Source organism: Undibacterium sp. Ji49W (assembly GCF_049340205.1).
GTDB lineage: Bacteria > Pseudomonadota > Gammaproteobacteria > Burkholderiales > Burkholderiaceae_D > Undibacterium.
Genome location: NZ_JBMPOW010000006.1, coordinates 134405 through 149556, shown reverse-complemented (window position 1 = coordinate 149556; position 15152 = coordinate 134405). Strand labels below are relative to the sequence as shown.

Here is a 15152-nt window from a genome sequence, read left to right as displayed (position 1 = left end):
TTGTATTATGCCCATGCCGCCTGTGAATCATGAATAGGACTTACGCAAAATTGTCCCAGCAAGGCTATCGCTTTTAGGAAACCTCCCTTGCAGAGGATGTTCGTTACGTCGGCAGGCAACATGTTGCCTGAAACCCCGACTGCACCGTAGCGACGAAGACAGTACGAACGGTACGCGGCTCCTAGGAAAGGAGCTACAACGCAGTTGGGGCGATTTTGCGTAAGTCCTAATGAATAAGGTCGCCGGGCAAGGCGTGATACCTGTTCCACAACTGTAAGTAAGCTGCCTGTTCGAGTTCCCAATATGCATCATCCCATCCCAGTTCAGTCTGACAGATCAGTCTGATACGCGGCAACAAGGCCAGCCCACCATGCCGTAGCAGCAGGCCAATACGGGTTCTGCGCAACAGCAAGTCTTCCAGGTGATGCACAGCTTCATGCCGGGCAGCCCAACGTAACTCTACCCACATGGTCAGTGTGCCGGGCAGGTAATCCAGCTCCCCTTCCCTTGCTGCTTCCAGCACGGCGGCAGCCAGAGTGCCGTAATGTCCTTGCAAGCGCGTTCTCCTCGCATGATCCAGTCGCACATCGCCAGACAAGTCATCAGCCGGTTTAAACATGCTGTCGTCATTGATGGCGGATGCCGGTGCCGGAAGCAAAGACGCTATTTGTTTCATGACATCCAGTGCAATCAGACGAAAGGTCGTCAGCTTGCCGCCGGTGACTGTCAATAATCCCTTTTCCAGCCATATGGCATGATCACGCCCTTCTTTCGACGGATCTGCCTTGCCACTATCAATGACAGGGCGTACACCGGCGTAACAAGAAATAATATCGCTTCGCCTGATCTGCAATTGCGGGAACTGAAAATCCAGCGCTTCCATCAGATAGTTAACTTCTTCTGCGGTAATACTGGCCTCGGTCTGCAAATCGGCATGATGATCCACATCGGTGGTGCCAACGAGGCTGACACCTTCCCAGGGATAGGCAAATACCGGCCGGCCATCACGCGGATGCATGAAACTGACAGCTTGCGCCACTGGCAAACGCCAGGCAGGCAGCAACAAATGACTGCCGCGCAGAGGGCGTAACTTGTGTGGCGCAACTTGTTGCTGTTCCTGCTCATACATCTGCAATGATGTGGACTGCGAGCACAATTTTTCGGCCCAGGCTCCCGTCGCATTAATAATGACTTTTGCCTGTACCTCGTAGCGCTGTTTGTTGCGTGCATCGATCAATGATGCGCCATATGCCAGTCCATCACGGTACAGGATGCGATCAACGCCCACATAGTTCAGTGCCTGACCAGCGTTTGCTCCAGCTTCCTGCAAGACGCGCAATACCAGACGTGCATCGTCGGTTTTGGCGTCCTGGTAGCACAAACCGCCCAGCAAATTGCGGCGATCAATATGCGGGGCCAGCATCAGGAAGTCTTGTGCCCGGTGATAGCGGCGAGTCTGCTTTTTCCCTTGCCTGCCGGCCATCCAGTCATAAATAGCCAAACCAAAAGAAAATAGCCAGCGCCCCGGTTTGCGTCCCTTATAGTCGCCAAAAGCAAAGCTCTGCGGATCCACCAGACCTGCGACTGATTCCAGCAAGCGCTGCCTTTCATGGACAGAGTCCAGCGTCAGGCCGAATTTTCCCTGTTGCATATACCGTAGCCCACCGTGCACCAGCTTGGATGAGCGACTGGACGTGCCCCAGGCAAAATCCCTTTGCTCTACCAGCAAGACTTTCCAGCCACGTCGTGCCGCTTCAAGCAAGATACCGGCACCGGTAATACCTCCGCCTATCACCAGCACATCCCAGTCCTGGCAGAACAAGTCTGCGACCTGGTTGGACTGAAAGCCTTGTTTGCTGTTTTCGGCCTTCATCGCAAGCTGTCTTCTGCTGGCAATAACTTGCCGGGATTCATGATGCCCTGCGGATCAAAATGCCGGTACAGATGATGCAGACTGCTCATGCCCAGCTCTCCTTTTTCTACCGCAAGATAAGGTGCATGATCGTAACCGACGCCGTGCTGGTGGCTGATGGTGCCGCCATGACTCACAATGAATCGGGAAATGGCAGATTTAAGTTTGTACCAGCGTGCCATATCACGATCAAAATCACCGCTCAAGCGATAGACGAAAGTGGTATAGACACTCGCTCCTTGCGCATACAAATGGGATAAATGGGTATACACATGCAGCTTTTCATCTTCGCTGGTCATGATGTCCTTGCCGGTCTGTTCCATACCCAGCATCATGCCTTTGACTTTAGACCAGTCGCAGGCAGTTTCCACGGTGTCTACGACATAGCCCTGCTCCCACAGGCTATTACGCAGGTAAACATTCTTGAAACGCCCTTGCTTCCATTTTTCACCCATGTAGCGACCGACATGAATACCTTGCCAGCCTCGCGCGATTTTCAGCGCCGCTCTGACAGCATGTCGCACATGTCTGCCATCACCACTGGCACCCAGCAATAACAGGCATTTTTCTGAAGCGCAGCCTCGCAAGCGTAAATAACTTTCCAGCACGCCTATCATTTTTTTATGGCCTGCCAGTGTCAGGCTGGTGAGTGTCTCGGTTGCATTCGACAAGCGCAGCATGGACAAACCAGGTTCAGCCTGGACAATGGCCCTGATGGCAGCCTGTGCGGCATCCCAGTCAGGAAAGAATACGGCATGAAATTCTTCACATTCAGGTAAGGGACGTATGCGCACCGTGGCTTCAGTCAATATCCCCATGCGTCCTTCAGAACCCAGCAGGATTTCGCGCAGATCCGGCCCGGCTGCCGATGCAGGAAATGGTCGGATATCCAGCCGCCCTTGCGGCGTTTCCACTCTGCCACCGGCAAACAGGTTTTCTATCCGGCCATATCCCAGCGATTGCTGCCCCGAAGAACGGGTAACGACCCACCCGCCCAGAGTGGAATATTCAAATGACTGCGGGAAATGACCCAGGGTGTACCCCTGAGCGCGCAGTTGCGCCTCAATGTCAGGACCGAAGGTGCCCGCACCAAAGCGCGCCAGTTGCGCTTCTTTATCCAGATCAAGCATGCCACACAAGCGCGACATATCCACACTCAGCACCGGCTGATCACTCGCAATCACTTGCAGATGCCCCACCACACTGGTGCCACCGCCATAGGGGATCAACGCGATATGGCGCTGACCGGCATAATCGAGCAGCGTACGTAATTCTTCACTGCTTTCTGGATAAGCGACGCCATCGGGGAAGGTCTGTATCTTGCCGTAACGCATTTTTAGCCAGTCCGGCACGCTTTGTCCGCTGCTATGCCGCAGGCGGGTCTCTGGACTGGTATCGATCAGGGCATGTGCGCCCAGTCTGCTCGCTGGCAGTTGCTGGCAGATCTGACTCAGCTCTGCATCCAACGGTGCCGCGCCCACGCCTATACGTTCACGCAAGAACTCCAGCGCATCTGTATTCAGGGCAAATGTGATACTGTCATCCCCCCAGCCATTCCAACGTCGCATTTTTATTCTTTCGTTTAAGTTTGAATTATTTAGGATTTACGCAAAATTGACCCGGCAAAGCGTGGCAACGAAGACAGTACTAACGTACGGAATGTACGACCAGGATCTGCAACGCAGCTGTTGCGGTTTTTCGTAAGTCCTGTTGGTATACTTGTTGCACTGTTGCCTGCACGGGTTCCAGCTTAAGCAGACATCCGGGGGATGTCTTGTGCGTTCATGACAGGGGTTTTGTTTTAATATGCCAAATCACGCCAGCACCATACATAGGGGCAATACGACATCGGGACGGGTGGCCGCAGCCTATCTGCAACCTTTGCTGGATTTGGCTGGGGAATATGGTTTGTGCCCGCACAACCTGGCGATACAGGCTGGTATGGGTGAAAATGCGCTGACGCAGTTGCGCGAAACCATTGCTGCCACAGACTATGTAAAATTACTGGATGCTGCCGCACTAATGAGTGGTGACCTGAATTTTGGCCTGCACACAGGTGAACGCGTCAAGCTAGGTACTTATAATGTATACGGCATGATACTCATGAGCTGCAAGGACTTTGGACTGGCCTTTCAGCACACCATGCGCTACGAAAGCCTGGCACATGATCTGGGACGTTCGAGCCTGGTCACGGATGGTGATCTGACAGAATACCAATGGCATAACCATTTCCCTGCGGCCAGCAGACATCTGGTCGAAAGCGTTTTTGCCGGCATCCGGGTTTTTGGCAACTGGTTTGCCGGTACCCCCCTGCCTTTTGTCCCGGTTCTTTTTATGCATGCCGCTCCAGAAAAACTGGATGAACACCATAGACTGTTCGGGCCAGACGTGCATTTTGATGCTGACTTGAATTGCGCACGCTTCCCTACTACTTTGCTGAACTGGCAGGTGCCCAATGCAGATATCAACATGTATCCGGTATTGCAGCAACATGCCGAACAATTGCTCAGAGAAAAACAGCGATTACAGAATGAGAATGGCATCATTGCGCTGGTGCGTGCCGCCATTGCCAGCAAACTGGCGCAAGATCAGGCAAGATTGCCGCTGATTGCGCAAGAACTGGCACTCAGTCAACGCACCCTGCAACGTAAACTTAGCGATGCCGGTGTCAGCTTTCAGCAATTACTTGATCGCAGTCGCCAGGAACTGGCAGAAGATTATCTGCGCACATCGGAATATAGCCTGACTGATATCGCCTTCCTGCTTGGATATCAGGAACAAAGCACGTTCAATCATGCTTTCAAGGAATGGACGGGCACCAGCCCTGGCAGTTTTCGCGAACAGCATGCCTTGTACAAATAAAAAACGTGGAAACATTTTATGTTTCCACGTTTTATTTGTCTGGACGGTGGCTTGTCCGTTTGAATGCGAACAAGGCCCACCTCACTGCCATCATGCATATCGGTTGCATGTACAGCAGCTAGGAGTACTATATCTTTTTTTTATGACGGCTGCATGAATTGAACATCCGCTTCAAAAATATCGGCAATTCAGACGAGAATATCGATTGTACTTGTCGGATCAGAGGTTTCAGATATTGATATCAGTCGACTGATACCTGGCTTACTCCATCGCCAGACGGCGTACGATCGTTGTCGTCGGGTTTTACCAGTTCAAACTTGAACAGTTGCTGTACCGAACAATTGAACAGTTCAGCAAAGGCTTCTATGAATTCCACTTTCCAGTGTTCTGCCTTGTTATCGACGATACGCAGCAACTGCGAATGAGAAACGGTCACCCGTTTGGCTATCAGCAGACGATGCAGGGCAGAAACCGAGCGGATCTTGTTTTCCGCCATCAGTTCGCGAATGCGCATTTCGGCCTTGATACGCTGATGCGGCGCGGATGAATCGGGGGTGTCAGTATATAAATTGGGCATAATCGAACCTCACTTCGACGGCTGCGATGATACAGGACTTGCATGCATTTTGCGGATGCCGCATAAATACAACATTGAATACCACTATTTCACCATGACAAGCTAGATTTTTTTCTTTAGCTATGGCAAGATCAATTCATCATATGTGGTAAGCATAAACGGTTTAAATACACAAGGCATTTTCGGCAATCAGCCGCTAATTTTTAAGGATTAATAGTGAAGACAACCTGGCTCTCACAACTGAAACAAAGCGTGCGCCCAACAGCGCAAGGCTTGGTGTCAGCGTGCGCCCTGCCGTCAACACTAACAGTCAATGCAGCAGTGGCAGGAAGCGTCGCTGCTGTCGCCATGACAGACCGTAGCATTGCAAACATTATTAATAAACTGAATACGCGCATTAACCGTCATAGCAAACACATTAACAATACGCTATCCCAGTCAGCCAGTTTTAAAACGTATTCAACACCATATAGCCGCATCCGAAGGGAAGACCTTCAGGTAGCGGGAGCAAGCTAAAACCAAGCTCCCTCTTACCCCAAGCTGAAAAGCCCGGATGCCCTTAAAAGCTTCGGGCTTTTTTGTTTTACCGTCTGCCTGACATCGTTGCGCAGACACAGCATGGAAACCCGCGCAAGCGGTCGTGATTGGCATGCAAGTGATCACGGAAACATCTTCATCAATGCTTTACTTATTCCCGGGATTTGATGCCGGGGCTGACAGCCAGGCAAATGCAGCATGGCACGCCAGTTTATTCAGGAGTTCAGGGGTATTCCATTCCTGCTTCTATTGCTTTTTATCTTAATGAAGGGAGGTAAACATGTTTGCTGTATTCTGGATAGAAATCCACAGCCAAATAAAAATGTCTCAATGCAAGGAATTTCAATCAGGCGACATGGTTGCCGCCTTGAAATTTGCAGATGAGTTACGCCAAAGACAAGCTGCCGGTGAATATTTACGCCATATCACCATGTCTTCGGAAAACACCAATTCAGTCGGCATACCGAGTGCAGCAATGGCCTATCACTGGGCTGAACATAAAATTGCAGCATAGATGCCTCACTCTTGGCAGCCCAGCCCTGAATGTCGTCCAAATGATGTGTGCCCGACTTATCGGCGAAGGTCCCGAAAATATCGGAATCTTCGCTTTTTTATTTACTAAATAACACTTTTTCGCGTGTTGTGGCTGCGGCTTATGGATTAAAATCAGTATCACTTTTCAACTGCTGGTACTGAGAAATGAAACTTTTGGAAAAAGCAAGCGTACAAGCCTTTCACAGACATCGCCTGGGGGGCAGCAGCTTGCAGGCCCTTGGGTTTCGCGGACCAGAAAGTCAGACCAAACGTTTCGAGACCTTATGCACCTGGGGTGATTTTTCGGGCTGCTCCATTCTCGATCTTGGTTGTGGCTATGGTGACCTGAAACCATTCCTGGATCAGCGCTACAACAAACTCATTTATCTGGGCGTGGATTTCCTCAAGGAATTCGTCGAAGCAGCACAGGAACGTCTGGGACATCTTCCCAATACACAATTCTTCCAGTCTGATTTCCTGACCACCGGCCTGCCCGAAGTCGATATTGTCATCGCCTCTGGCAGCCTGAATTATCGTTCTGAAAATGTGCTGCACCCCTGGCAGATCATTTCACAGATGTGGAAAGTCGCTGGCAAGGGTGTTGCATTTAATTTGCTGGATGCGGAAGTGTTTGGACAAGATGAAATGCTATGCGGCTATATCAAGGATGAGGTACTGACCTATTGCCGCAAGCTCGATCCACAAGCAGAACTCATCAGTGGTTACCTGCCGGATGATTTCACCATATTAATGCGCAAATAAATTAATACAGAAATAAGCCAGAACCGCCACATACATCAGCGCTTAACCCCTTCCTGAATCACCATGCATTCAGGCAATTGCAGTCAATTCATTTCTCTTGGGCAATATTGCATCGCCAATTTGCTCTGTTCCACCAAAATGCACTGGAAAATGAATCATTTCCAGATTTTGGTCCGACCACTTCTATCCAGTTTTGTCAACAAAGCGACAAGATGTCATGAGGCAAAATTGCCACATCACAAATACAAAAAACGCCTAATTAACTGTTGTGCGTAAATTAAGTAACATGTTACTCTTGTATGTATTATTTGTAATAGATTTTTACAATAAAAATGTGGCGTTTTCGTGGCACCCGTCTCTGGTCGAGCGGCTGAACAAAAAAGTTTGTGACGCAGGATTAAGCAATGATCAATGCAGCAATCAGTCATTTGGCAGGGCAGTTAAATCAACACTTCAGAAACAATTATCACTCGGTAGAAGACCTGGTAGTGGTATCCAATCTGGTTGAACTTGACGGCAGTGTCGCCCCGCATGCCAGCAACAAGCTGGTGTTGATGCTGGTTAACATTGAAAAAGATACCCTTCCCTACCGCACTGGCTTGCCTCAGCGTAGCAATGATGAACGACTGCTGGTTCACAGCACCCCTCTGTATCTGAATTTGTACTTGATGATGGCAGCGAATTTTGGTGGTGGCAATTATGCTGAAGCACTAAAGACCATTTCCAACGCAGTCAGTTTTTTCCAGCAGCATGCCGTCTTCGACCAGCATAACAGCCCCGGCCTGGATACCAGGATAGAAAAACTGATACTGGATATCGAAAATCTGAAAATCCCTGATCTGAATAATCTCTGGAGTCTGCTCGGTGGCCGCTATTTACCCTCGGTATTCTACAAAGTACGCATGATCAGTATGGATGCCACCGCAGTCATAGGGCAGGTACCTGTCATTATTGACACCAAGAATCAAGTTGCGGGCTAGGTGACGTATGGCGCGCTTCGTTCCCCTGTTCTCTATTGTTATTGAGCATGATTTCTTTGCTGGCACCCCTGGTGCCAACTGGCGTTTTACGCCTACGCCTCAATGCGCAGAACTGGAGAAACAGTATTGTCTGTTGTTGCGCCCGGTTGATAAAGGCCTGGAAATATGGCGTGAGTCAGACGCGGCCAGTCCTTCGCCAGATACCGTGCAAGACCTTCATGTCGCTGACACCCGGGATGCCGTACTGGCACGCAATGCAGAAGACAAGGCCTTGTGCTTCAGTTATGAAGTCAGTTGCGATGACCCTCAACTCTCTTTCTATACCGATTGGCCCATTATCCCGCCGCTGTGCTTTAGTAATGAAGGGCTGGCACAGAATGCTGCCCTCGTGCAGTTGCAGGCAAGCGCCATACCCACCTCTTCCCGACCGGAAACGGTACGACGACATGAGGGCTTTCAATTCAAGGCAGCACAATTTTCTATCAATATCTTTTTATCAGAAGCAGAAGTTTTAAACCAGGCAGTACAGAAAGACCGGATTTCCAGGTGCTATGCAATTCACCTGAAATCCAAAACGATACGCTGGAAGTATTTTTTTACTGGTTCATTAGCCAGGAAAAAAATGCAAATAGTGGATCTGGATGCAAATGAAGGACAGACCGGCATCGTTTTTGAAGCCTCAACGCAAACTGCCACAGACTCAGGTTTTGCCTTGATCTCACAAACGGCAATCCCCATGCAGTACAGGCCGGTGCAACAGTTTCAATTGCGGGAAGCTGGTATGGCGGGAAAGGTTTTGATCAAGCGACTGCCAAACGCAAGTGTTAACAAAATTGGCAAAGAAAGAGGTCCGGATGGGCAACATCTGCTCGTTGCGGAAATTTATATTCATCAATAATTTTCAAAGGAACACATATGGCTGGCGCGTATAAAACCCCCGGTGTCTATATCGTCGAGAAAAACGCCTTTCCCAACTCGGTAGTTGAAGTTGCTACCGCAGTTCCTGCCTTCATCGGCTATACCGAGAAAGCAGACAACAAAGGCACTTCGTTGGCAGACAAACCGTGGCGCATTACCTCGATGTCTGAATTCCATGAATATTATGGATACAGACCCAAAGATCTGTTCGACATTACGGACTTGCCAGCCAAGGAAGAAGGCAAGCCTACACCTGTAAGCGACTTCAAAATTGGCAAGAGCGAATATGTGCTGGCCGAAAAAGATCCGCGTTACTTCCTGTACTACAGCATGATGCTGTTTTTCAAAAACGGCGGCGGTGCCTGCTATATCGTCTCTGTCGGCACATATGGCCAAAGCATAGAAAAACCGAAACTGGCTAGCGGTATTGATAAGCTGCTCAAAGAGCAAGAGCCAACCATGGTCGTCATCCCGGACGCCGTGTCCCTGGCTGAAGCAGACTGCATCGCCTTGCAACAGGCCAGCCTCATGCATTGCGGCAGCCAGATGAAAAATCGTTTTTCTATCCTTGACGTATACAACGGCTACCGCGACCGCAAAGACCCTACAGCCGGTGACTGCATCGCCAAATTCCGTAATGCCCTCGGCACCAACTTCCTCAATTTTGGCGCAGCATACTATCCATGGATTGATACATCGATCGTCCAGACATCGGATCTCGATTACAACAACCTGACTGACGTCGCCAAGTTCAAGGAAATTCTGACTGCCGAAGTCAATCAAAGCCCATTGGCCCAGGACAAGAAAGATAGCATCCTGGCTGTCATCGCCAAGGTCGGCGTCGAAGGCGACCCTAGCAAACCTGACTATCTGTCCCATGAAGAACTGCATAAAACACTGTTCGTGGTCAGCCCTGGCTATGGCAATATCCTGTTGACGATCAAGAAAAAACTGAACTTGCTGCCACCTTCTGGCGCCATGGCCGGTATCTACACGCTGGTGGACAATTCTCGCGGCGTCTGGAAAGCACCCGCCAACGTCAGTCTGAATGAAGTCGTGGCACCTGCCGTCAATGTGACCCATGACGAACAGGAAGACCTGAACGTCACAACTTCCGGCAAATCCATCAATGCTATCCGCCCGTTCATAGGCGAAGGCACACTGGTGTGGGGCGCACGTACACTGGATGGCAATAGTCTCGACTGGCGCTATATCAACGTACGCCGCACCATGATCATGCTGGAAGAATCAGTACGCCTCGCCAGCAAAGCCTTTGTATTTGAACCCAATGTGTCTGGCACCTGGGTCACCATGAAAAGCATGATCAGCAATTTCCTGAATGGCATATGGAAACGTGGCGGTCTGGCTGGTGCGAGTCCGGAAGATGCATTCAGCGTCCATGTCGGCCTGGGTGAAACCATGACACCGGAAGATATTCTGGAAGGCATTATGCGCATTACCGTGCTGGTTGCACTCAGCCGTCCTGCCGAATTTATTGAAATCACGTTCCAGCAACAAATGCAAAAATCCTGATCCGGTGTTTTTGATATGGCGCCACGGTAGGCAATAGCTTGCCCTGGTTACATTTAATTTTATTTATTTATACAAGATAGAGGCAAATTATGGCAGATGACGGAAAAACGCAATCGGCAACAGTATGGCCCATGCCGAAATTCTATTTCAAGGTAATGTGGGGCAAGAATGAAATGGCGTTTCAGGAGGTATCTGGTCTGGATGTGCAATCCGAAGAGATCAAATATCGTTCCGGAAACAGCCCGATATTTTCAGTAGTTAAAATGCCCGGCATGAAAAAATACAGCAATATCACCATGAAAAAAGGCGTCTTCAAGGGTGACAACAAGTTCTGGGATTGGTTGGACAAGATCAAGCTCAACACCATTGAGCGTATCAGTGTGACGATCAGCCTGCTGGATGAAAAAGGTAAAGACACAATGATCTGGGAACTGAGCAATGCCTGGCCAACCAAGATCACCAGCACAGACCTGAAGTCAGAGGGCAATGAAGTGGCGATAGAAACCATAGAAATCGTGCACGAAGGCCTGACCATCAAGAATGCTTAATGGTCAATAATTAATGACCAATGACTTTTTTGATAATGGGTACCCACCGCCAGCGTTCTACTTTTCAGTAACGATTGGTAATGGTATCCAGGTTCCCGATACTTCGTTCAGCGAAGTGTCGGGAATTGGCACAGAAATTGAAACTGAATCAGTGGTGGAAGGTGGTGAAAACCGCTTTGTGCATCAGTTGCCGTTAAAGATGAAACACGGCAATCTGGAGCTCAAACGCGGGATTGCCACCCTTCAGTCACCGCTGGTGGTCTGGTGCAAGGCGGTACTGGAGGGTGAATTCATGCAATTGATCGTTCCTCAAACGATCATTGTCAATCTAAAAAGTAACACTATGGCACCCGGCAGTACAACAGCAACTGAAGTGCTCAGAACCTGGGAGTTCTTTGGTGCCTATCCAATCAAGTGGGATGTGGAAAGTTTTAGTTCTACCAAAAATGATGTCGCAATCGAGAAAATCACATTCAGTTATACCTATTCACAACGCACCAAATAGATCAGGAGCATGATATGTCAATCGAAATCAAACAACTGCTGATCAAATCCACTATCGTGCAGCGTGAAACCCGGGATACAGAAATCAATCTCCAGGAAAAACAGGTACTGAAAGACGAAATTCTGCTTGAATGCAAACAATTGATTGCATCCCTGTTACGTGAACGCGGGGAGCGCTGATTATGCCACTGCCAGCACCAGCCGCTTCCGCGTCAGGACAAAAAACCCTGTTGACCATATCCCCCTGCACGGTATCCACGGAAGGAACCATCAGCGTAGACAGCAGCCGTACTGCGTTTACGGCCCTGATGAATCCATCCGGTTATGGTCATGATTTTACGATCCGGTATTCAAAAAATCAGGCCTTGGGTCAACCTGGCAATGAAACAAAATTTTCTGCCAGCCAGCCTGAAAAACTGACCCTGAAAGAAATGGTACTGGACGGGACAGGTGCCGTACCTGGCACGACCCAGACCGTTATTCAGCAGATTGATGCCTTGCGCAACACTGTGTATACCTATGTCGGCTCCAAACATGAGGCCCCCATAGTGCAGGTGGTATGGGGAATGCTGATTTTCTACGGCCGTGTTGAAGGTTTGAAATTTGACTACACCCTGTTCAAACCCAGCGGCGAACCATTGCGCGCCAAAGTCACGCTGACGTTTATCGAATACACCAGTGCCGCTGAAATCGTCAAGGAGACCAAGCTCAACTCTCCCGACCTGACGCATCTGGTAGAAGTCAAGGCAGGTGATACCCTGCCCCTTTTATGCTACAAAATTTATCGCGATTGTTCGTATTACCAGGAAGTAGCCCGTATCAATCGCCTGACCTGTTTCAGAACCTTGCAGCCTGGAATGAAATTACGTTTTCCTCCGCTTTCATAGCGTAAGCCTGTCTAAGCAGATGCGCTGAAATGATTTTTCAAGAAAAGAAAGCAGATGGCAAATTCCCCATTTACAAATAGCACTGGTGTTCTGACCTTGTCCATTACCTGTGATGGCGAGCCAATTCCTGACGCGGCGCAAGTCGTATCAGTTGAGACGAATCACAGTACTAACCGCATACCCACAGCCATCATCACCGTGCTGGACGGCGACATGCCGAATGGCCTCTTTCCCCTTGCTGATGGCGGAAATTTCAAACCAGGCACCAAGATTGTAATCAGTGCTGGCTATGACCTCACGACGCAAGTCATTTTCACCGGCGTAGTGATTAAACATTCCGTCAAAATTACTGGCGACAATTATGCCCGGCTGGTCATAGAATGCCGCGATCAGGCGCTGGCAATGACAGTAGGCCGCAAAAATGCCAATTTCATCGAGCAGACCGACAGCGACATCATGGCCGCGCTGATCGGTAACTATCCCGGCCTGACGGCCGACGTGGCAGCAACCACAGTCACCTATAAAGAACTGGTTCAATACTATGTAACTGACTGGGACTATATGATGGCACGGGCCGAGGTCAACGGCTTACTGGTGATCGTTGATGCCGGCACGGTCAGTATCAAGGCCCCGCTGACCTCGGCGGCAGCTGTCCTGACGCTGACCTATGGCATTGATCTGATGGAGTTTCATGCCGAACTCGACGCACGCTGGCAGCTCAGCAACGTCACCAGCACTAGCTGGGATATGGCAACCCAGGCCATCGTCAAGGGAACAGCAACACCTACTACCCTGACTGGCCAGGGTGATATCGCTGCCGCTGAGCTGGCCAAAGTGCTGGGCGTCGCCGATTTTGGCTTGCAATCAGCCGCCAACCTTGAATCTGCAACACTGACCAACTGGGCCAAGGCACAGCAATTGAAATCCGGCTTGTCGAGGATACGCGGCAGAATGCGTTATCAGGGTAGTGCCGTTACCAAACCTGGTGTAGTGCTGGAACTGAAAAGCGTAGGCAAACATTTTAATGGCAACGTGCTGGCTACCAACGTCTTTCATCATCTGATCGACGGCAACTGGGTGACAGAAGTTGAATTTGGCATGCCCCCGTATTGGTTCACGGAAGATTACCAGACCCATGCACCTGAGGCAGCGGGCTGGACATCCGGCGTGTGCGGTTTGCATATTGGAGTCGTCCTAAAACTGGAAGGCGACCCGGAAAATCAATACAAAATCCAGGTTTCCGTCCCTTTGATGAACGCTGAAACGGTCGGCGTATGGGCACGGTTTGCCAGCTTCTATGGCTCGGCAGGGTTTGGTGCTTTCATCATTCCTGAAATCGGCGATGAAGTGATATTGGGATTTTTTAATAATGACCCTTCCTGCCCGGTGATACTGGGCAGTCTGTACAGCAGCAAACATACGCCCGCCTATACTCTGCAAGATGTGAATAATTACAAGGCCCTGGTAACGCGTACCAAACTGAAGATGGAATTCGATGAAGAGAAAAAAGTCATCACGTTGATTACCCCGGCCAACAACAAGATAGTCATCAGCGACGATACCAAGTCCATTCTCTTGCAAGACGAGAACATGAACAAGGTGGAATTGAGCCCAAGTGGCATCTTGCTGGACAGCCCGAAAGACATCACCATCAATGCAGCAGGAAAAATCACGATCACCGCCGTGCAGAATGTGGATACAACGGCACAGATGGATGTCACGACAAAAGGTCTGAATATCACCAGTACTGCAAATATAGGCTTCACGGCCAAAGGAACAGCTACCGCAGAATTATCTGCCAGCGGCCAGACCACCGTGCGCGGCGCCATCGTGATGATTAACTGAAACGGAGAAAATCGATGCCCCCAGCCGCACGTATTACAGATATGCATGTATGCCCGATGGTCACGCCTGGCTTGCCACCAATCCCGCATGTCGGCGGCCCTATCAGTGGCCCCTGTGTTCCTACCGTACTGATTGGCGGTTTACCAGCTGCTGTGGTGGGCGACATGTGCGTCTGCGTCGGGCCTCCTGATACCATCGTCAAGGGATCGATGACAGTATTCATAGGGAAAATGCCTTCCGCCAGGATAGGGGACAATACAGCGCATGGCGGCAATATCGTCTTTGGTTTTCCAACCGTCATCATCGGTGGCTAAGCGTAAATCGGGATCATGACCATGGAAAACAATGCTTCATTTTTAGGTACAGGCTGGAGCTTCCCTCCTGAATTCAGCCGGCGTGGCAACGTCAGGATGATCAGCGCCGAAGAAGACATCCATCAAAGCCTGTTGATACTGATATCCACCACACCGGGGGAGAGAGTCATGCAGCCCAATTTCGGCTGCGGGCTGAAAGCACAGATCTACGAAAACCTGAATGAAAGCACCATTACCGTACTGAAAGACCTGATACGACGCGCCGTCATTTTCTATGAACCCAGGGTTGTACTGGAAGCGATAGAAACAGATCACAGTTACATCTATGAAGGACGGCTGAATATCGAACTGATTTACCGCATCGTCACAACCAACACTCGCCATAACCTGGTGTACCCCTTCTATTTCCGGGAAGGTACCGATGTCCAGGAATAAGCAC

16 protein-coding genes are annotated in these 15152 nt (G+C 49.9%); 13 read left to right on the top strand and 3 right to left on the bottom strand.

Annotated features, from left to right (window positions below):
• Positions 1-226: 226 nt before the first annotated feature.
• Entirely contained in the window at positions 227-1873 is a 1647-nt protein-coding gene (locus ACO0LK_RS09385) for a glycerol-3-phosphate dehydrogenase/oxidase (RefSeq protein WP_422974356.1), read from the bottom strand.
• A complete protein-coding gene (locus ACO0LK_RS09380) occupies positions 1870-3480 on the bottom strand; it encodes an FAD-binding oxidoreductase (protein ID WP_422974354.1) in 1611 nt (536 codons plus the stop codon). The genes ACO0LK_RS09385 and ACO0LK_RS09380 overlap by 4 nt, the downstream gene beginning before the upstream one ends.
• Positions 3481-3718: 238 nt before the next feature.
• On the opposite strand from ACO0LK_RS09380, the gene ACO0LK_RS09375 reads away from it, so the two are divergent.
• Entirely contained in the window at positions 3719-4774 is a 1056-nt protein-coding gene (locus tag ACO0LK_RS09375; RefSeq protein ID WP_422974352.1) for an AraC family transcriptional regulator, read from the top strand.
• A gap of 241 nt (positions 4775-5015) precedes the next feature.
• Here the strand turns inward: ACO0LK_RS09375 and ACO0LK_RS09370 are convergent, their stop codons facing one another.
• The gene (locus tag ACO0LK_RS09370; RefSeq protein ID WP_422974351.1) at positions 5016-5351 is read right to left on the bottom strand and encodes a helix-turn-helix domain-containing protein; all 336 of its coding nucleotides are present in this window, start codon (positions 5349-5351) and stop codon (positions 5016-5018) included.
• Positions 5352-6168: 817 nt separating this feature from the next.
• Between ACO0LK_RS09370 and ACO0LK_RS09365 the strand changes: the two genes are divergently transcribed.
• The 12 genes from ACO0LK_RS09365 (at position 6169) to ACO0LK_RS09310 (ending at position 15148) form a co-directional block, all read left to right on the top strand.
• On the top strand, positions 6169-6402 hold the full coding sequence (locus ACO0LK_RS09365; protein ID WP_422974349.1) for a hypothetical protein: 234 nt from the start codon (positions 6169-6171) through the stop codon (positions 6400-6402).
• Positions 6403-6587: 185 nt separating this feature from the next.
• Entirely contained in the window at positions 6588-7184 is a 597-nt protein-coding gene (locus ACO0LK_RS09360) for a class I SAM-dependent methyltransferase (RefSeq protein ID WP_422974347.1), read from the top strand.
• 404 nt (positions 7185-7588) lie between these two features.
• Entirely contained in the window at positions 7589-8164 is a 576-nt protein-coding gene (locus ACO0LK_RS09355; protein WP_186946489.1) for a DUF4255 domain-containing protein, read from the top strand.
• 7 nt (positions 8165-8171) lie between these two features.
• The gene (locus tag ACO0LK_RS09350) at positions 8172-9062 is read left to right on the top strand and encodes a hypothetical protein (protein WP_422974345.1); all 891 of its coding nucleotides are present in this window, start codon (positions 8172-8174) and stop codon (positions 9060-9062) included.
• 17 nt (positions 9063-9079) lie between these two features.
• Positions 9080-10615 carry a phage tail sheath family protein gene (locus ACO0LK_RS09345; protein ID WP_422974343.1) on the top strand — a complete coding sequence of 512 codons (1536 nt, stop codon included), beginning with the start codon at positions 9080-9082 and terminating at the stop codon, positions 10613-10615.
• 89 nt (positions 10616-10704) lie between these two features.
• Positions 10705-11163 (top strand): phage tail protein, encoded by a 459-nt coding sequence (locus tag ACO0LK_RS09340; protein WP_186946492.1) that lies wholly within the window; start codon positions 10705-10707, stop codon positions 11161-11163.
• 13 nt (positions 11164-11176) lie between these two features.
• Entirely contained in the window at positions 11177-11668 is a 492-nt protein-coding gene (locus ACO0LK_RS09335) for a phage tail protein (protein ID WP_186946493.1), read from the top strand.
• 14 nt (positions 11669-11682) lie between these two features.
• Positions 11683-11847, top strand: a complete 165-nt coding sequence (locus tag ACO0LK_RS09330) for a DUF5908 family protein (RefSeq protein ID WP_186946494.1) — start codon at positions 11683-11685, stop codon at positions 11845-11847.
• Between the two features lie 2 nt (positions 11848-11849).
• Positions 11850-12554: a peptidoglycan-binding protein gene (locus ACO0LK_RS09325; RefSeq protein WP_186946495.1), complete on the top strand. Its 705-nt coding sequence runs from the start codon at positions 11850-11852 to the stop codon at positions 12552-12554.
• Positions 12555-12608: 54 nt separating this feature from the next.
• On the top strand, positions 12609-14399 hold the full coding sequence (gene vgrG / locus ACO0LK_RS09320) for a type VI secretion system tip protein VgrG (protein WP_422974340.1): 1791 nt from the start codon (positions 12609-12611) through the stop codon (positions 14397-14399).
• A gap of 14 nt (positions 14400-14413) precedes the next feature.
• A complete protein-coding gene (locus ACO0LK_RS09315) occupies positions 14414-14713 on the top strand; it encodes a PAAR domain-containing protein (RefSeq protein ID WP_186946497.1) in 300 nt (99 codons plus the stop codon).
• A gap of 21 nt (positions 14714-14734) precedes the next feature.
• Positions 14735-15148, top strand: a complete 414-nt coding sequence (locus ACO0LK_RS09310; RefSeq protein WP_222619266.1) for a GPW/gp25 family protein — start codon at positions 14735-14737, stop codon at positions 15146-15148.
• Positions 15149-15152 lie beyond the last annotated feature (4 nt).